Raw genomic sequence first — 20,382 nt, 5'->3', positions numbered from 1 at the left:
CTTTTTGAATATAGAGAACCAATTATGTCAAAAAACTGGATGAGGCATTTCGAACTACAACTTGTGGGAGAGAACGGGCAAGGGGTCAGCCTGAGTGACTTCAAAGTTACTTTTCAAATAGAGCGTAACGATAACAAATGGCCTGCTGTAGCCACTGTTAAGATTTACAACCTTTCCTCGCACACGCAAAATCGGATTATGCAACGTGAGTTTGCAAAAATCGTCATGATTACGGGGTATGACGGTCTTGCACCGGATGTAAGGGCGAGTGATGTGGGTATCGCGCGTGAAATATCAGCAAGCGAAGTGGGACAGGTTAACGGTGTAAACCACGGCGTCATTTTCAGCGGTGATATACGTTTTACTTGGACAGGTAAAGATAATGGCGTTGATTCGTGGATTCAGGTGCAAGCCTGTGATTCTTTGGAGGCATTTACCAGCGCATTTATAAACACAAATATTAGTAAGGGGTATACCACGAAAGATATTTATGAGGCGCTAATGATCAATCTGGAGCCTTACGGTATTTCTCGCGGTATTGTTCCTGAATTTCCACCAACGGTATTTCCTCGCGGTCGAGCACTTTTTGGCTATGTTCACAACTATCTCGATGAAGTGGCCGCGCAGTGCAAAGCCACCTGGAAATTCAACTATGGAAAAGTCGATATTGTTTCCAGAGACAAGGCGACTCATGAAGCGGTGGTTCTTAACGCTAATACTGGGCTTATCGGCATGCCACAACAGACAATCGGCGCAGGTGTTAATGTCAAATGTCTGATTAATCCACAGATACACCTGAACGGGCTCATTCAGCTGGATCAGGCTTCTGTATATCGTACCGCGCTATCCCGTCAGGATATTTACAGTGGGCGGTTTTCTGAGAAAGAAACAAACGGCAACCTTATCCCCATTGGAAATATCAAGGATGATAAAGGCCAATATATTGAAGCGCCGCCAACTTCTCAGCCTGCCAGTGTAGCAACTGATGGTGTGTATAAGGTCAGGTATATCAGTTACACAGGCGACACGCGAGGCCAAGCATGGTATATGGATTTGGCGTGCGAGGCGAGAGGCAATACGGATCTATATTCACAATCAACAAATGATAGATGGGGAGCGGAATGAAAAAACTACTTTTCCTACTGGCTGTTGTCATTTCATATAACGGTATGGCAGAAGCGAATAGCGTCGTAACTACTCAATGTGGAAATTTTACACTGGTTGCCAGAGTAGGGGAAATGACTGAGATAAACGGTGAAATGGTCACATCGCAAAAGATTACTGAGCTTGGACAAAATGGAATGAAAGTCGAGATGACGCTCATGCCTGCTAGTGATGGGAATCTGTATGGGTTTGAATATATTCATCCTGACGGCAGCAAAAAGCATTGGTTAAACGTCGAGCTTATCCGCACAAACCTGAATCAGGGGCGGATAATTGGCACATTTGATTGTAAGCGCGTGAAGGAGTGAGGGGAGACTATGCCATTCATTCGACCTGCAGACGAGCAGGATGTAGCACAGCTTGTACAGGATAACGCCAAAGCAGCTGTGACCAATGCGTTACCCGGAGTTATTCGTTCATTCGACCCGGAAACTGTCACCTGCGACGTTGATATAGCCATTACGGCAAGAATGACAAAGGCCGGCACAATGGTTGAGGATTTCCAGTATGAATCCGTTCGCCATCCGATCCTTGAGGATTTGCCCGTGGTTTTCCCGCGCGGTGGCGGCGTTACGCTGACTTTCCCGGTTAAAGAAGGTGATGAATGCCTGATTGTGTTTTCGTCGCGTAGTATTGATTTCTGGTGGCAGAACGGCGGTGTACAGGAGAGGGCTGACGGGAGAGTTTTGGATCTGTCTGATGCGTTCGTTATACCGGGTCCGCAGTCGCAGGCGCGAAAAATCAGCGGTATCAGCACCAGCGCTGCACAACTTCGCACTGATGATGGTTCGGCATTCGTTGAAGTGGCCGCTGGTGGGGCTATCACTATTACCAGCCCACAGATCACCCTTAACGGGCCAGTACAGGTAAACGGCTCGATAACTTCCACTGGCGACCAGACTGCTAACGGTATTAGCCAGGTTAATCATACTCACGGCGGCGTACAGTCCGGCGGAAGCAATACAGGAAAACCACAATGAGTAACATCGAAAAGATTAAGCCTCAAAAGCATGAGGCAGAAGAAAAAGAGAATGTTCGTACATGGCAGGATGATTTAAACAGCCAGCCACACCTCGACAGCAACAGCACCATTGTAGAAAGACAATTGCAGAGAAGTTCATACGGATTTACTGTTAATAAAATGTTATGTAAATAACGGCGGGCATGAACACCTATGTACACTTATGAAGGGTTATGAATACTGGTGTTCATGCTTTATCTATATGAATATTATGATTAATATCGCGAATATGAATACCATGAACACCTTGAGAGCAAGTTCTCTAAAACACGTCCTAAATGCAATGGGAAAGACATAAAAATCATTTTTATAGTCCCAAAAAGAATATGCGTTAACAATTTAGTATCATTTTAATTTGGGTGATTCATGGCGTTTTACGAGCAAAAAATAACCATCGAGTTAGCCGTATTAAATGTCAGACCGAGAGAACGGTAACTTAAAATGAAAAATAGTGTTACTAATGCAAACACCAGCTCTGATACGCAGGAAATTGAAAGTTTACCTGCATACAGGCAGGTGCTGGCCGATGAAGCGGTAAGTAATAATGTGTCTGCTGTAGAACGTATACGGGCAAGGTTAGCGCTTCTGGAGAGCTATATTCCTGATTCGCCTGTACCACAGGACGAGGTGTCCGCATTTCGTGGCCGCATCGCCGGATTACTCGGGGAACTGAAGGAGGGCGGTAAACGAGGCACTGTACTGATGCATGCGCACCGAAAATTACGCGATTTAGAGGATCGGATTTACATACCTATCCGCCGGACGGCCGCTGCAGAGTTTGACCAGATGCGGCGGGAAAATCCGGACATGGAGGGCGATGTATTGCTGAAAACTCTTGTGGGCGCTGAAATTGGCGAATATCAGGCGAGAAACCCGGAGGCGTCAAAAATAGCCACGCTGGCCGCGATTATGAGGTCATCACCCCGTGCGGATATTCTCATCAACATGATCCGCCAGCGAAACGATGAGCATCCGGTAGCAGTGTTTAGCTGGTGTCCTCTGGAATTACCTTTGCAGGGTGTGTAGGGGGAAACATGGCATCTATCCGTGAGATTGGCGCCGGAAAGCGCCTGCGTTATGTCGTTAACTGGCTGGATAAAGAAACCCGCACCGGGCGACGCAATACCTTTCACAGCATCGACGATGCGGCGGCGCTGCTGTATCAACTGGAAGTGGCAGCCCTCGACTGGCGAACGGCAGACAATGCGGAGGCGGTAAAACGCTGGACGCTGCAGAAACTTTCCTGGTTCTGGCTGGGATATCAGCGTGACAGGCTGAACCGGAACAGGATCAGGGCAACCAGTTACGACCGCTACCGCTATTGCCTGTTAAACCTTCCGTCTGACCTGCTGAATAAAAACCTGAATAAAATCACTTCACGCCAGCTTAGCGAGCGGCTTAACCGACAGTCGCTTGTGTACATCGGCGCGGCTTTTGCTTATCTCATGCGGTCCGGGATGATTGCGCATAATCCGGTTCGTCAGAGCCGTTCGCCGGCAGACAGGCCGTGGCAAATCCCGGATGAAGATACCGTGTTAGCCATGCTGGATCGCGCAGAGCGGCGCGAAAGGATTGCTATCTGGCTGGGCGCGGCTTGCGGCCTGCGTATCAGCGAAGTGTTGGCGTTAACCTATCGGGATGTGAGCGCTGACGAAATACAGGTTCGCTGCCATCTGACTTCACGCGGGATTATCCGGGGCAGAAAGCGCGGCAGGGGCCGTTCCGTCGATATGCCGGTTGGCCTGTATGAGTGCCTCGATAAAACGCTGCTGGGAACGGATACACCGCTGATTGCCGGGAGCAACGGACAGAGGCTGAGCCTGAACTACAGCACATCCGGCGTGATGAAACGCCTGCTCTCTGAATTCGGGATAGCGCGCTTTCATGACCTGAGGCATTTTGCGGTGTCCAGCCTGGTAAAAAACGGCGTTGATATTCTGGACGTGTCGGACATGGTGGGCCACTCCCGGCCGTCGGTGACGTTGAATATTTACGGGCATCTTTTCCGCGAAAAACCGTCACTCAAGAACGCTCTGAGAGGAGGGGTAAGGAGAATATAGTAAACTCCTTACTTTCCCGGTGTGATGCGGGTTCATCGACTGAAAGCGACGATCTAGCCATTTTTGGATAATACCGCACTTTTTCACGCTTTCCGGACGGGTGAGCAACAAAATGCGGAGAAATGAGTAATGACGCGGCCTGTAGCCCGACAAAGTGCGGCATATCACATGAGCGCAGGCCGCATTCTACCGTTATCGATACGCCGCGGACTTTTTGAGGGTTCGTGAGCACGTCCCGTTTTTTGCCAATGGTGGACAGAGTGAGGAAAAATGAACGTTTTAGCAGCCGCTGAAAATGGCTTCCGGTTTAAGGGGATCTGGTGGACGGAGGAGACCTTTACTGACGTATTACGCACGGTACTGAACCTGCACCGTGCTATGAGTAATCACCGGGTGGCTTTTCACTTTGGAGTTTCTGAAAAAGCCGTCAGGAAATTGAGAGCACGCAGCGATACCGCCAATGGGGTGATACTGCGCCTGATGGAAGAAGCGAAACTCAGCAGGAGCAGGCCAGCACAGTATCGCGAACGCAACTGGTACAACAATTACCCGGAAGACATCGAGGCCAGAAAAATACTGATAGCCGCAGAGGAGGAAAGGGAAAGGCAGCGGGTAGTTCGACATGAGCAGCGAAAGCAGAGAACGCGCCGGGTTACTGATGGTGCTCTACGTCTTGAGCGGATTAGTGCGCAGCGGCGTGAGGCGGTACAATGCTGTAAACGGTCAGGATTAACTCAGGTGCTGGCAGCAGAAAGCCTGTCATGTTCGCTAAGTACTGTCCGGCGGTACTGGTGAATGTTGAGCGACCGTAGCCGTTAAGTTTCACTTCTGGTAATGAGTAACTTACATGCTGAAATCTGATGTAATCGAATCTGCAATAGCAGAGATGGTAACAAAGCAAGGGCGAGATTTAGACGCTACTGACATGCTGGAGATACGCCGCAGGGTGGCAGGAGCGCTCGCCGCAAAGGAAAGGCACCGCCAGCGCATGACAGCCCCGGAATATCGTTGGAGTAAGCCTGCACCTCGCAGATAGCAATTCGCACACCTAAGAACAGTTAACGGACTAGATTCTCACTACCTTTAAAATAAAAGCTATATATATCAATAACATTATCATTGTTATTGAATCAGCGCGCCTGATTACCAGACGATACTCGATACCCTGACAAGCTATTTCCAGCAGATTTACGGCAGTGACGCTTATCTGGAGCCGGACAGCAAAGACGGTCAGATGGTGGCGCTGGTGGCTCTGGCTATTCACGATGCCAACAACACGGCCATCTCCGTTTATAACTGCTTCTCACCTGCTACGGGTTACGGTGCAGCACTGACGAGTAACGTAAAAATTAACGGTATCGCGCGCCGGGGAGCGACGAACTCTACCGTGGATCTGCTTCTGACCGGTACCGCCGGGACATCCATCACAAACGGGACCGTGAAAGACACGAATAACGTGATCTGGCGGCTTCCTGCCTCGGTGACAATCGGTGTCGGCGGTACCGTGACGGTAACTGCAACCTGTTCAAACAGCGGAGCGGTTGCGGCGCTGGCCGGGACAATTACCACTATCAACACGCCGACCCGTGGCTGGGCTTCAGTAACCAACCCGGCGGCGGCCACCGTAGGCGCACCGGCTGAAACGGACGCAGAGCTGCGCATCAGGCAGGGGCAAAGCGTAGCGCTACCATCCCTCACACCGTTTGAAGGTGTCGACGGTGCGATCGCCAACGTTGCAGGCGTGACGCGTCACAAGCTCTACGAGAATGATACTGGTGCAACCGACAGCAACGGGCTGCCGCCTCATTCCATTTCTGCCATCGTCGATGGAGGGGATGTTACCGAAATAACCCAGACAATCCGGGGAAACAAAGGGCAGGGAACGGCAACTTACGGGACAACTTCTGTCACGGTACCGGACACCTACGGCAATCCACACGTGATCAGCTTTTCTCGGTCTATTGATGTGCCAATTTATGGACATATCACCCTGAAAGCATTCAACGGCTACACGTCGCAAATTGGCGTACAGATTCAGCAGGCTGTCGCGGATTACATCAACGGGCTGACGATCGGTGACGATGTGCTGCTGAGCAGGATTTATTCTCCGGCGAACCTCGGCGTAGTGAGTGGCGGCAATGCGCGCTACTACGACATACAGGAGCTGCTGATTGGCAAATCAGCCGGTAGCGTAGCGGCGGCAAACATCATCATCGCCTACAACGAATCCGCGTCGTGTAAACCCGAAAACATTGTTCTAACGGTGACGTCATGAGCAAGTACACGGACCTAATCACCAACTATCACGCCACGAAGCCGAAATTTTTTGATCACGTTGACCTGAGCACGCGGCCACTGATTGATATCACCGGCGCCACCCGGGGGCTGGTAAGCGCTTTCGATATTGATACCGCTGTCGGCGTCCAGCTCGATACGCTTGGCCTCTGGATTGGTCGCAGTCGCATCGTCAGCCAGCCGATAAGCGGGGTGTATTTTAGCTGGGACACTGACGGGCTCGGATATGACCAGGGCGTATGGCAAGGCCCGTATGATCCTGATGCGGGCTACACCACTCTGAGTGATGAGACATACCGCATCGTTCTTAAAGCAAAAATCGCCATCAACAACTGGGACGGCCGCAATGATTCGCTGCCACCCATCCTTGACGCTGCGACCGCAGGTTCTGGCCTGAAGATGCAAATCGTCGACAACCAGGACATGACGATCTCGGTCTGGGTTTTTCCCGAGACTGATATTTCTGATGTGTCTCTCGAACTGATCGCCGCTATCAAACAGGGCTATCTCACCGTTAAAGCAGCTGGCGTATGGGCCGGTGACGTTGAAACGCCCTCGGTAGAAGCACCATCCGAGGGTTCTAAATTCTTTGGGTTTGATATGGATAACGAATACATCGGCGGGTTCGATGTTGGAGCATGGGGGACAATACTCTAATGGCAACAAATAACTTTAAAGCGTTCGCACTTGATCCTAACGCTAACGTCACATCACAGGCTGACTGGGAGGCCCTTCCCGCTCTGCTCTCTGGGTTCACGGCGGGCAAAGCATCCAGTGCACAGGTAAACAAAGCAATTCGTCAGGCTAGTTTTATCGCTGCCGCGATTGCTCAGTATGTGGTAAACAAAACGAATCAGGATGTCCTGGATAACGGGAATATTAACGGTTTTATTAATCAATTCATCGCTGCGCTTGCAGAAAGCCCCAATTTTACCGGCGTGCCAACAGTACCAGATACTCATACAGGTAATTATGGTGAGCAAGCTGCAAACACAAAATTTGTTCGTGATGTAGTGAATGAACTTATTGATAATGCTCCTGACGGACTGAATACATTAAGAGAACTGGCAGCAGCAATTAATAATGACCCTTCATTTTATTCATCTGTTAATAATGCCCTCTCAGGGAAATTAGCCAAAAGCCAGAACGGTGCTGATATACCTGATGCAGCAACATTCAGAGCGAATATCGGTGTGAAGTCTGCGGGTGTGCGCGATGTAGGAACCGGGGCGAATCAGATACCTGATATGTCATCGTTTGGGCTATCCACATCCGTAAACGGATGGTGCAAGCTACCCAACGGTCTAATTATTCAATGGGGAAAGGCGGGACCACTTACACCATCAATGCCGGATAACTCCGTCAACTTCAATATTACATTTCCAAATGCATGTCTGTTTATTACGGAGCATGACCAGGGCACAGCCCCTATAATGAGCATGATCCAATTGGGATATATAACCACAACAGGTTTTTCGGCATACAACCTTGGGCAACTAAACCGGAATATCCCTTCTGGTTTGCAACCAGTCTCATCAATCTACGTACAATGGTTCGCAATAGGATATTGAAATGGGAAATTACTTTTATAGTGCAAAGAAAAACGCGTTTTACCCTGTGTCTCTGGAGGATGCCTATCGCGATGCAAACTCCTGGCCTGAGGATGGCGTAGAGGTTGATGATTCCGTTTATCTTGAATACTCAGCAACGCCGCCTGAGGGTAAGGTCAGGGTGGCAAAAAACGGAATGCCGTCGTGGGCTGATATTCCACCGCCAACTCATGAAGAACTTGTTGCCTCTGCCAATACTGAAAAACAAAAGAGGATTGACCAAGCTAACGACTATATGAACAGTAAGCAGTGGCCCGGGAAGGTTGCAATGGGGCGACTGAAAGATTCAGAGAAGGAACAGTATAACGTGTGGCTTGATTATCTGGATGCACTGGAGGCGGTTGATACATCTACCGCACCTGATATCACATGGCCTGATAAACCTTAAAAAGATAGCTTAAGAATGGCGAAACGATTAATTTCGCCATTCTTATAAGTTAATAATAAGTTATCGACCCATTCTTTAAAGATGAATAACGGCGACAAAATTCTCTTGCTTCCGGCGCATGAATTAACCACGGCGAAAGCTTAACATATGGGGCTAATACAGGGGCCCACATTGTTCGATGCTCATAGTGCCAAGAGAATTCTGTTTTGTTTTTAGTTATGCGTGGGTCAAGTTTTGATATAAGAGAATCATACGGTATTGGGTCATCAGTGTAGGCGACTGGGCCGTCATAAATTATTTGTGCATATTTATTTATTACTTTGCTTATAGCAGATGTGAAGGCTAATGGATCATGTATGACATAGCAAGAGTCCTTATTGCTATCTTCTTTATTCCATCTTAAGAAAAGCTCCTCTGTATATTTATTACTTGTGCAAAATAAAAACGAATCAGAGGCGCGTCTAGAAAGAGTTAATTTTGTGCCAGTATTTAATATTGTTCGCCCGCCTGATTTAACAATAAACATTTCAGATGCAATTGGTTCATTGCTACCCTCAGTAATAATCACTGGTTCATCAATGACTCGTCTTATCCTATGCAGCCCTTCATTATCATCCCCTCTAGAACCGACATGGCGAACAACATCTTTAAAATCATGAACTGTTCCCAATAGAAGACATCCGGTTTCGAAAAAACTTTCCATATAAACGGTTGGTAAAAATTTATAGAGATGCATTGTTAAATTTCCTTATTTCTGTTTAGACATTTTTTGTTCAACCCTTGGAGTAATGGTTAACTTTAGCTATTAGAGTAAGAAAAAGATTTTGAATGTTTACTTTATCAAGTTTCTACATTTTTGAAAGAATCGCTGTCGCGAGAATGGCAAAATCACTGTCGAGTAACAAGGAGCAGCATTCAGGTAGTTTTGGTTGAAAGCAGTTAGACATGATGTAGGCCGCCAGTGGAGGTTGAGACTGGCAGCCTGCAAATTTTAGAGCCCAACCTGGCGAACTGTCGGGAACTCGGAAACCAGCCACATATCGGCCTCTTCAAACATATCCTCCAGCATGCGGTTCAGTTTTTCCCGATCGCTTTTGCTGGCATCGCTATTCAAGCCGTTCGCCTGCATCGGCTTCACCCTCACTTCGGCATCAGGGAAGATCTGGTGCACTCGCTTCGTCAGCTCTGCCAGGATAATCTCTCTGGCCCCTTCAAGTCCCTCTACATTTCGCTTGTCATAAACCAGTTCAACGAACATAAAAGCCTCCGGAAAACCACTGTGGTTGTATACAGTATTTTTACTGTAAAAATAAACAGTGTCAAGGCGAGCGCAGCGCGAGAAAGGGAAGTGTTTTTGTTACCCTTAGTTACAAATAGAAAAACCCCAGACCGTGAGATCTGGGGTTCTTTTAAAGTGCACGTGCATTTCACGTGCATATTTTTGTCTTTTCTCGGTCTGCGCACTGTCTGGTCAGTGTCCGTAAGTGGCTGTTTTTATTGCCGCTGTCCGGTTGCAGTCCTATCAAAAGTGGTGGAGCTGGCGGGAGTTGAACCCGCGTCCGAAATTTCTACATCCTCGGTACTACATGCTTAGTTTGTCTTTACATTCGCACGCCAGCTGCGGACAGACACGCCACTAACGAACTAGCCTGATTAGTTTTAACGCTTCAACCCCAGGCAGGGTTTCCACGCGATCTCTTTTGGGTTTGACCTCTCTTTGATCCCCGTCTTAAGAGCGGAAGCTAGGGAGAGAGGGCTCTTAGCAGGTTATTAAGCTGCTAAAGCGTAGTTTTCGTCGTTTGCGACTATTTTTTTGCGGCTTTTAACGAGGCAAACCGCCCCTCGGCATGCACCTTGGGTTTCGCAAATCCCGTCGAATCCAGAATCAGCCCCAATAGTGTTGAACTCAGTATACCAGATTTCTCGTCCTCGATACCAGCCCGAAACGCTAACTTATTGAATAGTACAATAAGCGCGCAGAATCAACGTCCTGCGTTTTTCATGATACGTGCTTTGTCGAGCTGCCACTCGCGTGCTTTCAGGTCAGTACGTTTGTCGTGCTGTTTCTTACCTTTCGCCACGCCGATTTTCACTTTGCACCAGGCATTTTTCCAGTACAAAGAGAGCGCAACTACGGTGAAGCCTTCGCGGTTGATGCGTCCGTAGAGGGATTCCAGCTCGCGCTTGTTCAGCAGCAGCTTACGGGTGCGGGTAGGATCGCAAACGTAATGTGAAGAGGCGACGGTCAGCGGCGTAAAGTTCGCGCCGAACAGGAAGGCCTCACCGTCTTTCAGGATCACGTAGCTGTCGCCGATATTGGCTTTCCCGGCACGCAGCGATTTTACTTCCCAGCCCTGCAACGCAAGGCCAGCCTCGAATTCTTCTTCGATGAAATACTCGTGGCGAGCACGCTTGTTGAGCGCAATGGTCGCCGAACCAGGTTTATGTGCTTTTTTCTTCGTCATAAGTGTCGTAAAGCCGTCGGTAATCTGATTTTAAAAAGTCACCTCATTGCGTCCTGTGAGGTCTAACGCGCTATCTTAGCACGAGATAAGGCTTAGCGTTTTTTTAACAGGTGATAAATGTTATTATTTGTCTGTTGTGTGACCATGGAAAATGCTATGCCTCATATTAGCCGTACTGCGCTTGTTCCCTACAGCGCGGAACAAATGTATCAGTTAGTGAACGACGTTCAGTCCTATCCGGAATTTATTCCAGGATGCACCGGTAGCCGGGTGCTGGAATCCGGCCCGACGCAGATGACTGCGGCCGTGGATGTCTCCAAAGCGGGGATCAGCAAAACGTTCACCACGCGCAATACCCTGACGAGCAATCAGAGTATTTTGATGCATCTGGTGGATGGTCCGTTTAAAAAACTGATGGGAGGGTGGAAGTTTACGCCACTGAGCGCTGACGCCTGCCGCATTGAGTTTCATCTGGATTTTGAATTTACCAATAAGCTGATCGAACTGGCGTTTGGCCGAATATTTAAAGAGCTGGCCTCGAATATGGTTCAGGCGTTCACCACGCGCGCCAAAGAGGTTTACAGTGTCGCATAAGATTGCTGTTGAGGTGGTGTATGCGCTGCCGGAGAAGCAGTATTTGCAGCGCGTGACGCTTGAAGAGGGCGCCACCGTTGAGGCGGCTATCCGGGCCTCCGGCATCCTTGAACTTCGCCGTGATATTGACCTGGCGAAGAATAAAGTCGGCATTTATAGCCGTCCGGTTAAGCTCGGTGATGTGCTGAAAGAGGGCGACAGGGTTGAAATCTATCGTCCGCTGATTGCCGACCCGAAAGAGTTGCGCCGTCAGCGAGCAGAGAAATCCGGTAAGTAGCCAAATAAACATACACAAAAAAGGTGCTCATTGAGCACCTTTTTGCGTTGCTGACGCCTGATTATTTGGTCAGGGCAGGCTTGTTGTCGATGTTGGTCAGCACACCGGCACTGCTGAAGGTCAGCGTCAGGGTTTGCTGGGTCACATCTTCATGACCAGGCTGCTGGCGGAATACATAGAACCAGGTGTTTGTGCCGAACGGATCGGACATCATCGGGGTTCCCAGGGCATAAGCGACCTGCTGTTGTGTCATACCCACGCGGATTTTGGACACATCGTTAGGGGTAAGGTAGTTCCCCTGGTTGATATCAGGACGGTAAACCACTTTCTCCAGAGTGGAACAGCCTGCGGTCAACATCAGAAGAACCGCTGCGGCAGCGGTCAGCGTTTTACAGCGCATAGTGATTTGATTCCTTTTCGGGCCCGAGCAGTACGCGGCTCATATGTAATATGCCGATGATAATAGACCTTGCCCCACTTTGAAACCGGTCTGGCGGCGTTTTTGTTGTTCTGTATGACCCTGAGATCCCGAAAAAGTTTATGCCGCCAGCAGTTCTTTCGCATTCGCGAGCGTATTACGGGTGACTTCACTGCCCCCCAGCAGGCGTGCCAGCTCCTGCAAGCGTGAGCGTTTATCCAGCGGCTTCATGTGCGTTTCCGTCATTTCGCCATCGGTTTCCTTGCTAACGATAAAGTGGTGATGACCACAGCCGGCGACCTGCGGCAGGTGAGTCACACACATAACCTGCGTCGATTCACCCAACTGACGCAGCAGTTTGCCGACAACGGCCGCGGTCGGGCCGCTGATACCCACATCCACTTCATCGAAAATCAACGCCGGGGTTTCCATTTTACGGGCGGTAATCACCTGAATGGCCAGGGCGATACGCGACAGTTCACCGCCAGAAGCCACTTTCGAAATCGCCTGTAAAGGCTGGCCTGGGTTGGTGGTGACGCGGAATTCAACGCGGTCTGCGCCTTCCGCCGTCAGGTGATGCTCTTCAAAGCGAACATCAATAGTGAACACCCCATGCGGCATCGCCAGCGTATGCATGCTGTCGGTAATATGCTGGCTAAGCTCCAGAGCATAGTGCTGTCGCACGTCGTGCAGCCGTTTCGCCGTTTCCAGCGCCTGCTGATGATGCAGATTAACCGCCAGAGACAAGGTTTCGAGGGAATCGGCCTGATCGTCCAGCTGCTGCTGTTCCTCCAGCAGAGACTGATAGTAATTCGGCAGCTCTTCCGGGGTAACGTGATGCTTACGCGCCAGTGAAATCTGACGGGAGATGCGTTGCTCAAGCTCGAACAGACGGTTCGGGTCGAGATCCAGACGTTCACAGTAGTGGCGCAGCTCATCCCCGGCTTCTGAAATCTGAATTGCGGCCTCTTCCAGCATTTCCAGTACGCCAGAAAGCTTATTGTCCATGCCGGTCAGTTCGGTCACAAGCTGACGCACGGTATATAGTTGGCTCTGCAAATTCACGTCTTCGCCATCCGCCAGCATGTTCAGGGCATTCTGACTGATGGAAAGCAGCTGACCGCTGTTGGCCAGACGCTTGTACTCCTCGTCGATTTGCTCAAATTCACCCGCCTGAGGGTTAAATTCGTTCAGCTCTTTCAACTGATATTCCAGCAGCTCGGCGCGCGCGGTACGCTCCTGGCTTTGCTGTTGATGCTGCGCAAGTTCGCGGCAGCTTTGATGCCACTGACGATAGTGCTCAGCCATGAGTTGAGTAAGCGCGTACTCACCCGCGTAGCCATCGAGCAAGGCTTTCTGCTGCTCGGGTTTGATTAGCTGCTGGTGCGCGTGCTGACCATGGATCTGGATGAGCAGCTGGCCCAGCTCGCGAAGCTGGGAAAGGGGAACCGCTGTACCATTGATAAAACCGCGGGAGCGGCCATCACTGCTGATGACGCGACGAAGTAAACACTCACGTCCATCTTCCAGCTGGTTCGCTTCCAGCCAGCGCAGGGCGGCAGGCGTGTCTTTTAACGAGAAGCGGGCGCAGAGATCGGCACGGGCCGCACCTGTGCGCACCATATCACCCTCTGCACGACCGCCGAGGCACAAGCCGAGGGCATCAATGGCAATGGATTTACCTGCACCGGTTTCACCGGTAATCGCCGTCATTCCGCTATGGAAGTCGATCTCAAGCTCACGAACAATGGCAAAGTTGCTGATGGTCAGTTGTGCCAGCATAATTGTTTTCCTGTATGAAAAACCATAACTGTGTTTGTATACAGTATAAACTGGTTTTATATACAGTAAAGCGCTGGATGTAAAATCAGAACAATTTTTTTGACCAGCCGAGTTTTGAGCTTAATGTATTGAAATAACTGTAATCTTTTGGATGGATAAGGTTCAGGTGATAATCGCAGCGGCGAATGAGGACATCTTCTCCTTCCTGAATGGGAAGCGCAATCTGGCTGTCGCAGCTGATCTCCAGGTCGCTGCGGCGATGTGAAAAACGCAGGCGGATGGTGCTGTCGCCGTTTATCACCAGCGGACGCGCCGAGAGCGTATGCGGGAACATCGGCACCAGGGTGATCGCATCCAGCGAGGGCGTCAGGATTGGGCCTCCGGCTGAAAGCGAGTAGGCAGTTGACCCCGTCGGGGTTGAAATAATCAGCCCGTCAGAGCGCTGCGAGAAAGCGAAGATTTCGTCGATATAGACTTCGAACTCGATCATGTGCGCCACTTTACCAGGGTGGAGAACCACCTCGTTAATAGCGGTGCTGATGCGCTTCTGGCAGTCCTGCTGGCAGACCTGGGCTTCAAGTAAAAACCGTTTTTCACTGATATAGTGACCTTCCAGCACGTCCGCCAGCTGCTGTTGCGCATTGTCCGGGTCGAGGTCGGTCAGGAAACCAAGATTGCCACGGTTAATACCAATAACCTTAATATCATAGCGAGCCAGCGTTCGCGCCGCGCCCAGCATATTGCCGTCGCCGCCGACCACCACGGCGAGATCCGCCTGCTGGCCAATTTCCGCCAGCGTGCCGGTTCTGACGCTTTTAAGCTGCAACTCCTGGGCGATCTGCTGCTCGACCATCACTTCATAGCCTTTACCACACAGCCAGCGATACAACATTTCATGTGTCGTCAATGCGGTAGGGTGACGCGGATGGCCGACGATCCCAATACACCTGAAATGATTATTCATTTTCTGGAGGTCCTTGTGCCTGATGAATGATGACAATCTGCCTTGTTCCCTTGAATCCAGGAAACTGATCCCCATAATAAGCGAAGTTAGCGAGATGAATGCAGAAAAACGCGGAGAAATTCATGAGTAGTAAAGAACAGAAAACGCCTGAGGGGCAAGCCCCTGAAGAAATTATCACGGAACAGCACGATGAAGTTGAGGCAGTAGAGCCAGACACGTCTGCTGAGCAGGTGGACCCGCGCGATGAAAAAATTGCCAATCTGGAAGCTCAGTTGGTAGAAGCGCAGAATCGCGAACGCGATGGCGTACTGCGTATCAAAGCGGAAATGGAAAACCTGCGCCGTCGTACCGAGCTGGACGTTGAAAAGGCGCACAAATTTGCGCTGGAGAAATTCGTCAACGAACTGCTTCCGGTGATCGACAGCCTGGATCGCGCGCTGGAAGTGGCGGATAAAGCTAATCCGGATAACGCGGCGATGATTGAAGGCATCGAGCTGACGCTGAAATCCATGCTGGATGTGGTGCGTAAGTTCGGTGTTGAAGTGATTGCCGATACGGATGTACCGCTGGATCCAAACGTTCACCAGGCCATTGCGATGGTGGAATCCGAAGACGTTGCCGCGGGTAACGTGCTGGGCGTGATGCAGAAAGGCTATACCCTGAACGGTCGTACTATTCGCGCTGCGATGGTGACCGTGGCGAAAGCGAAAGCGTAATTTGCCGACCCGTAGTGCCGGGTGGCGGCTTCGCCTTACCCGGCCTACAACATTACTCGGCGATACTTTCGCGTAAAGGTTTAACGGGCAGGACCTTCACCTGCTTAATCATGTTGTCCTGAACGTCCAGAATATCAATATCATACTGCTCAATGCGCACGCGCGTGCCTGCCGCCGGGATCTCTTCCAGCGCTTCCAGGATCATTCCGTTCATCGTCCGCGCTTCGTCTTCCGGCAAATGCCAGTTAAACGCTTTATTGATTTCACGAATGTTGGCGCTGCCGTCGATAAGCACTGACCCGTCGTTTTGCGGGGTGACTTCTTCTGCAAGGGAAGGCGACATTGACGTGGTAAAGTCCCCGACAATCTCTTCCAGAATATCTTCGACCGTCACCAGTCCCTGTATGTCGCCGTATTCATCCACTACCAGACCGACTTTCTTCTTGTTTCGCTGGAACTTCACCAGCTGCGTGCTCAGCGGGGTGCCTTCCGGCACGTAGTAAATTTCGTCGGCGGCGCGCAGCATCACCTCTTTGGTGAACTCGTTTTTCTCAGTCATCAGACGATAGGCCTCGCGCACGCGCAGCATGCTGATGGCATCGTCGAGAGAATCGCGATAGAGGACGATACGCCCGTGCGGGGAGTGCGTCAGCTGGCGGACAATGGCCTTCCAGTCGTCGTTAATATCAATCCCGACGATTTCATTGCGCGGCACCATGATGTCGTCAACGCTGACCTTTTCCAGATCCAGCACCGACAGGAGCATGTCCTGATTGCGACGGGAGATCTGCGAGCGGGATTCGTTCACGATGGTACGCAGTTCGTCTTTGCTGAGCGCGCTACTGATGGTGACGTCTGCCTTTATACCAACCATGCGCATCAGCACCCGTGTCACCATATTCAGCAGCCAGACCAGCGGCATCATCAGAATAAGCAGCGGTGCTAACAGGAAGCTGCTCGGGTAGGCGACTTTTTCCGGGTAAAGCGCCGCGATGGTTTTGGGCAGCACTTCCGCAAACACCAGTACCACAAACGTGAGCACACCTGTGGCAATCGCCACGCCTGCATTGCCGTACAGACGCATCCCGACGATAGTGCCCAGTGCAGAGGCGAGAATATTGACCAGGTTGTTACCGATAAGCACCAGGCTAATCAGCCGGTCCGGCTTACGCAGAAGCTTTTCGACACGACGCGCGGCACGGTTACCCTGCTTGGCGCGATGACGTAACCGGTAGCGGTTCAGCGTCATCATGCCGGTTTCAGAGCCAGAGAAATAAGCGGAGATGACCACCATGATGACCAGAATGACGATCAGCGTGGTGGTAGAGATGTGTTCCAGGGGGAACTCCTTTTGTTACTTAGCCAGCAAATTGCTGTATGAAGCGGCTACCAAAATAGGCAAGCGTGAGAATGCCCGCACCCGCAACGTTGAACCAGACCACGCGACGTCCGCGCCAGCCTTCATGATAATGGCCCCATAACAGGACAATATAGACAAACCACGCGATGATGGAGAGGACCGCTTTATCGATATTCTCCACGCTGAACAGGTTCTTCATATAAAACAAGCCCGTGCACAGCGTCAGCGTCAGCAAAACCACGCCGACCTGGGTGATATGGAACATCTTACGCTCAATCACCATCAGCGGCGGCATTTCATGGTTAAACGCCAGCTTTTTATTTTTCAGCTGGTAGTCGATCCAGGCGAGCTGCATGGCGTAAAGGGCGGCGATGATCAGCGTCGCGTAGGAGAATAGAGACAGGCCGATATGCACCAGCATCCCCGGCGTGGCTTCCAGATGGGTAATAAACTCATTGGGCATGAACGTGGCTAACGCCAGGTTGATCAGCGCAAAGGCGTAGACTATCGGCAGCAGCAGCCAGCCACGATTTTTAGACGCGACAATGGTCATGACCGTACAGATCATCAGGCTGACCAGCGAGCCGACGTTCAGCACGCTCAGATTTTGCACGCTGCCGTCGCCGGGAATGATGCGTGATTCCAGCGCAAACGCATGGCTAATCAGTGCGATCACTGCCGAAAGAATAGCCATGCGCCGCCAGCCGCTGTTTTTTTGCAGCAGGCCAGGAATGATCAGCGCGAGGCTGACAGAGTAGGCAACAAGGGCGATCAGTGCGAAAACAGGCATATAGGCGTCGACAGTTGTCTTAATAAGAAAGAGAAGCAGTATAACGTTACGTGACGCCTGCTCCAACCGTTGCATAACAACAAAGGCGCCTTCATGTTATACTCCGGCAAAATTCTGTGTATGTGTCGCCCAGGCGACCTAACGTTTCTACCCCAGGCGAGAGACAATGTTTGATAATTTAACCGATCGTTTGTCGCGCACGCTGCGCAACATCAGCGGCCGTGGACGCCTCACCGAAGAGAACATCAAGGAAACGCTGCGCGAAGTGCGCATGGCGCTGCTGGAAGCAGACGTTGCGTTGCCGGTCGTGCGTGATTTTATCAACCGCGTGAAAGAGAAAGCGGTTGGTCATGAAGTTAACAAGAGCCTGACTCCGGGTCAGGAGTTCGTCAAAATCGTCCGTAACGAGCTGGTTTCGGCGATGGGCGAAGAGAACCAGGTGCTTAACCTGGCGGCTCAGCCACCGGCCGTCGTGCTGATGGCGGGTCTGCAAGGTGCGGGTAAAACCACCAGCGTCGGTAAGCTGGGGAAATTCCTGCGCGAAAAGCACAAGAAAAAAGTGCTGGTGGTTTCGGCGGACGTGTATCGCCCGGCGGCGATCAAACAGCTGGAAACGCTGGCCGAGCAGGTTGGCGTAGACTTCTTCCCGTCCGACGTGGCGCAGAAGCCTGTTGACATCGTTAACGCGGCGCTGAAAGAGGCGAAGCTGAAATTCTACGACGTGCTGCTGGTGGATACCGCCGGTCGACTGCACGTTGACGAAGCGATGATGGACGAAATCAAGCAGGTTCATGCTTCTATCAATCCGGTAGAGACCTTGTTTGTTGTCGACGCCATGACCGGTCAGGATGCGGCGAACACCGCGAAAGCGTTTAACGAAGCCCTGCCGTTAACCGGCGTGGTGCTGACCAAAGTCGACGGCGACGCTCGCGGCGGTGCGGCGCTGTCTATTCGTCATATCACCGGTAAGCCAATTAAGTTCCTCGGCGTGGGCGAGAAAACCGAAGCGCTGGAGCCGTTCCACCCGGATCGTATTGCCTCCCGTATCCTCGGCATGGGCGACGTGCTATCGCTGATCGAAGATATCGAAAGCAGGGTTGACCGCGCGCAGGCTGAAAAACTCGCCAGCAAGCTGAAAAAAGGTGACGGTTTCGATCTGACCGACTTCCTTGAGCAACTGCGTCAGATGAAAAACATGGGCGGTATGGCAAGCCTGATGGGTAAACTGCCGGGTATGGGGCAGATCCCGGACAACGTCAAATCCCAGATGGATGACAAAGTGCTGGTGCGTATGGAGGCAATCATCAACTCGATGACGCTGAAAGAGCGCGCGAAGCCAGAAATCATCAAAGGTTCCCGCAAGCGCCGTATCGCAGCCGGTTGCGGCATGCAGGTCCAGGACGTTAACCGCCTTCTGAAACAGTTCGACGACATGCAGCGCATGATGAAGAAAATGAAGAAAGGCGGCATGGCGAAGATGATGCGCGGCATGAAAGGCATGATGCCGCCCGGTTTTCCTGGGCGATAATCGCTTTTGAGATTGCTTTTTGCCCGAAAATGAGTAAAATTTTCGGGCTTTTAATATGACACCCGGGCTCCGTTCCTCGATGGGGCCCGGTTGTTTTATTCACACAAGAGGATGTTATGGTAACTATTCGTTTAGCACGTCACGGCGCTAAAAAGCGTCCGTTCTACCAGGTTGTTGTGACTGACAGCCGTAATGCACGCAACGGTCGCTTCATTGAGCGCGTTGGTTTCTTCAACCCACTGGCCTCTGGCGCAGAAGAAGAAACTCGTCTGGATCTGGATCGTATCGCTCACTGGGTTGGCCAGGGCGCTACTGTTTCCGATCGCGTTGCTACGCTGATCAAAGCAGCAAACAAAGCAGCTTAATCTGTCACGGTGGTCATGATGAGCAATAAAGCACCTGTTGAACCGATCGTATTGGGAAAAATGGGTTCTTGCTACGGTATCCGTGGTTGGCTCAGAGTGTTTTCCTCCACTGAAGACGCTGATAGCATTTTTGATTACCAGCCCTGGTTTATCCAGAAAGCCGGTAAGTGGGAAGAGGTCGAGCTGGAAAGCTGGCGTCACCACAATCAGGACATCATCATCAAGCTGAAAGGCATTGACGATCGAGATGCCGCGAATGCGCTGACTAATTGTGAAATTGTCGTGGATTCGTCGCAGTTGCCGCAACTGGAAGAGGGTGACTACTACTGGAAAGACCTTATGGGTTGCCAGGTAGTGACCACTGAAGGCTACAGCCTGGGGAAAGTCATCGACATGATGGAAACCGGGTCAAATGACGTTCTCGTCATTAAGGCAAACCTGAAAGATGCATTTGGCATCAAGGAGCGGTTGGTCCCGTTCCTCGATGGACAGGTTATCAAGAAAGTCGATCTCACTACTCAAACCATTGAAGTAGATTGGGATCCTGGTTTTTAAATTCTCCGGATAAACGGTAAAAGACGGCGC

General features: G+C 50.9%; 25 protein-coding genes and 1 other RNA gene. 17 read left to right on the top strand and 9 right to left on the bottom strand.

Features of this window, described 5'->3' with window-relative positions; all coding sequences use genetic code 11:
* Positions 1-24 precede the first annotated feature (24 nt).
* The 11 genes from L350_RS08125 to L350_RS08165 all read left to right on the top strand — a co-directional run bounded on the left by L350_RS08125 (position 25) and on the right by L350_RS08165 (position 8,538).
* Positions 25-1,125, top strand: coding sequence for a hypothetical protein (locus tag L350_RS08125; RefSeq protein ID WP_032625669.1), 1,101 nt, complete (start codon positions 25-27; stop codon positions 1,123-1,125).
* Positions 1,122-1,472, top strand: coding sequence for a hypothetical protein (locus tag L350_RS0122510; RefSeq protein ID WP_032625667.1), 351 nt, complete (start codon positions 1,122-1,124; stop codon positions 1,470-1,472). Before L350_RS08125 ends, L350_RS0122510 begins: the two co-directional genes overlap by 4 nt.
* A gap of 9 nt (positions 1,473-1,481) precedes the next feature.
* The gene (locus tag L350_RS08130; protein ID WP_032625665.1) at positions 1,482-2,144 is read left to right on the top strand and encodes a Gp138 family membrane-puncturing spike protein; all 663 of its coding nucleotides are present in this window, start codon (positions 1,482-1,484) and stop codon (positions 2,142-2,144) included.
* Entirely contained in the window at positions 2,141-2,320 is a 180-nt protein-coding gene (locus tag L350_RS08135; RefSeq protein WP_032625663.1) for a hypothetical protein, read from the top strand. The genes L350_RS08130 and L350_RS08135 overlap by 4 nt, the downstream gene beginning before the upstream one ends.
* 306 nt (positions 2,321-2,626) lie before the next feature.
* The gene (locus L350_RS08140; protein WP_032625661.1) at positions 2,627-3,211 is read left to right on the top strand and encodes a hypothetical protein; all 585 of its coding nucleotides are present in this window, start codon (positions 2,627-2,629) and stop codon (positions 3,209-3,211) included.
* A gap of 8 nt (positions 3,212-3,219) precedes the next feature.
* Positions 3,220-4,245 carry a tyrosine-type recombinase/integrase gene (locus tag L350_RS08145; protein ID WP_032625658.1) on the top strand — a complete coding sequence of 342 codons (1,026 nt, stop codon included), beginning with the start codon at positions 3,220-3,222 and terminating at the stop codon, positions 4,243-4,245.
* 270 nt (positions 4,246-4,515) lie between these two features.
* On the top strand, positions 4,516-5,040 hold the full coding sequence (locus tag L350_RS08150; RefSeq protein ID WP_032625656.1) for a hypothetical protein: 525 nt from the start codon (positions 4,516-4,518) through the stop codon (positions 5,038-5,040).
* A gap of 334 nt (positions 5,041-5,374) precedes the next feature.
* Positions 5,375-6,520 (top strand): baseplate J/gp47 family protein, encoded by a 1,146-nt coding sequence (locus L350_RS08155; protein WP_050595078.1) that lies wholly within the window; start codon positions 5,375-5,377, stop codon positions 6,518-6,520.
* A complete protein-coding gene (locus tag L350_RS08160; RefSeq protein WP_032625651.1) occupies positions 6,517-7,197 on the top strand; it encodes a baseplate wedge 1 family protein in 681 nt (226 codons plus the stop codon). Before L350_RS08155 ends, L350_RS08160 begins: the two co-directional genes overlap by 4 nt.
* Positions 7,197-8,111: a gp53-like domain-containing protein gene (locus L350_RS24705; protein WP_050595077.1), complete on the top strand. Its 915-nt coding sequence runs from the start codon at positions 7,197-7,199 to the stop codon at positions 8,109-8,111. Before L350_RS08160 ends, L350_RS24705 begins: the two co-directional genes overlap by 1 nt.
* A gap of 1 nt (position 8,112) precedes the next feature.
* Positions 8,113-8,538: a tail fiber assembly protein gene (locus L350_RS08165; RefSeq protein ID WP_032625648.1), complete on the top strand. Its 426-nt coding sequence runs from the start codon at positions 8,113-8,115 to the stop codon at positions 8,536-8,538.
* A 49-nt stretch (positions 8,539-8,587) separates the two neighbouring features.
* Here L350_RS08165 and L350_RS24305 read toward each other — a convergent pair whose 3' ends face one another.
* The 4 genes from L350_RS24305 to smpB all read right to left on the bottom strand — a co-directional run bounded on the left by L350_RS24305 (position 8,588) and on the right by smpB (position 11,003).
* Positions 8,588-9,274: a hypothetical protein gene (locus L350_RS24305; protein ID WP_144300343.1), complete on the bottom strand. Its 687-nt coding sequence runs from the start codon at positions 9,272-9,274 to the stop codon at positions 8,588-8,590.
* Positions 9,275-9,529: 255 nt separating this feature from the next.
* Entirely contained in the window at positions 9,530-9,796 is a 267-nt protein-coding gene (locus L350_RS08170) for a DinI family protein (RefSeq protein ID WP_000497436.1), read from the bottom strand.
* A 271-nt stretch (positions 9,797-10,067) separates the two neighbouring features.
* Positions 10,068-10,431: a transfer-messenger RNA gene (ssrA, locus tag L350_RS23400) on the bottom strand.
* Positions 10,432-10,520: 89 nt separating this feature from the next.
* Positions 10,521-11,003 (bottom strand): SsrA-binding protein SmpB, encoded by a 483-nt coding sequence (smpB, locus tag L350_RS08175; RefSeq protein WP_003863115.1) that lies wholly within the window; start codon positions 11,001-11,003, stop codon positions 10,521-10,523.
* A 156-nt stretch (positions 11,004-11,159) separates the two neighbouring features.
* Here smpB and L350_RS08180 point away from each other — a divergent pair, with 156 nt between their 5' ends.
* A complete protein-coding gene (locus tag L350_RS08180; protein ID WP_200480548.1) occupies positions 11,160-11,597 on the top strand; it encodes a type II toxin-antitoxin system RatA family toxin in 438 nt (145 codons plus the stop codon).
* Positions 11,587-11,874 carry an RnfH family protein gene (locus tag L350_RS08185; protein ID WP_003863119.1) on the top strand — a complete coding sequence of 96 codons (288 nt, stop codon included), beginning with the start codon at positions 11,587-11,589 and terminating at the stop codon, positions 11,872-11,874. Before L350_RS08180 ends, L350_RS08185 begins: the two co-directional genes overlap by 11 nt.
* A gap of 61 nt (positions 11,875-11,935) precedes the next feature.
* Here the strand turns inward: L350_RS08185 and bamE are convergent, their stop codons facing one another.
* The 3 genes from bamE to nadK form a co-directional block, all read right to left on the bottom strand.
* Entirely contained in the window at positions 11,936-12,274 is a 339-nt protein-coding gene (gene bamE, locus L350_RS08190) for an outer membrane protein assembly factor BamE (RefSeq protein WP_003863121.1), read from the bottom strand.
* Between the two features lie 138 nt (positions 12,275-12,412).
* The gene (gene recN / locus L350_RS08195; RefSeq protein ID WP_022649071.1) at positions 12,413-14,074 is read right to left on the bottom strand and encodes a DNA repair protein RecN; all 1,662 of its coding nucleotides are present in this window, start codon (positions 14,072-14,074) and stop codon (positions 12,413-12,415) included.
* 85 nt (positions 14,075-14,159) lie between these two features.
* Positions 14,160-15,038 (bottom strand): NAD(+) kinase, encoded by an 879-nt coding sequence (nadK, locus tag L350_RS08200; protein WP_022649070.1) that lies wholly within the window; start codon positions 15,036-15,038, stop codon positions 14,160-14,162.
* Positions 15,039-15,160: 122 nt separating this feature from the next.
* Between nadK and grpE the strand changes: the two genes are divergently transcribed.
* Positions 15,161-15,754, top strand: coding sequence for a nucleotide exchange factor GrpE (gene grpE, locus L350_RS08205; RefSeq protein ID WP_003863126.1), 594 nt, complete (start codon positions 15,161-15,163; stop codon positions 15,752-15,754).
* A 52-nt stretch (positions 15,755-15,806) separates the two neighbouring features.
* On the opposite strand, the gene L350_RS08210 is transcribed toward grpE, so the two are convergent.
* The gene (locus tag L350_RS08210; protein ID WP_026094274.1) at positions 15,807-17,093 is read right to left on the bottom strand and encodes an HlyC/CorC family transporter; all 1,287 of its coding nucleotides are present in this window, start codon (positions 17,091-17,093) and stop codon (positions 15,807-15,809) included.
* A gap of 19 nt (positions 17,094-17,112) precedes the next feature.
* Positions 17,113-17,904: a cytochrome C assembly family protein gene (locus tag L350_RS08215; protein ID WP_014832951.1), complete on the bottom strand. Its 792-nt coding sequence runs from the start codon at positions 17,902-17,904 to the stop codon at positions 17,113-17,115.
* 166 nt (positions 17,905-18,070) lie between these two features.
* Here L350_RS08215 and ffh point away from each other — a divergent pair, with 166 nt between their 5' ends.
* The 3 genes from ffh to rimM all read left to right on the top strand — a co-directional run bounded on the left by ffh (position 18,071) and on the right by rimM (position 20,352).
* Positions 18,071-19,432, top strand: coding sequence for a signal recognition particle protein (ffh, locus tag L350_RS08220; RefSeq protein WP_032625643.1), 1,362 nt, complete (start codon positions 18,071-18,073; stop codon positions 19,430-19,432).
* A 116-nt stretch (positions 19,433-19,548) separates the two neighbouring features.
* Positions 19,549-19,797, top strand: a complete 249-nt coding sequence (rpsP, locus tag L350_RS08225; RefSeq protein WP_022649067.1) for a 30S ribosomal protein S16 — start codon at positions 19,549-19,551, stop codon at positions 19,795-19,797.
* A gap of 15 nt (positions 19,798-19,812) precedes the next feature.
* Entirely contained in the window at positions 19,813-20,352 is a 540-nt protein-coding gene (gene rimM, locus L350_RS08230; protein ID WP_003863136.1) for a ribosome maturation factor RimM, read from the top strand.
* Positions 20,353-20,382 lie beyond the last annotated feature (30 nt).

The sequence above is a fragment of the Enterobacter sp. MGH 4 genome (assembly GCF_000534735.1).
GTDB lineage: Bacteria > Pseudomonadota > Gammaproteobacteria > Enterobacterales > Enterobacteriaceae > Enterobacter > Enterobacter intestinihominis.
The sequence above is the reverse complement of the archived record's forward strand: the minus strand, read 5'-3'. Positions and strand labels throughout refer to the sequence as shown.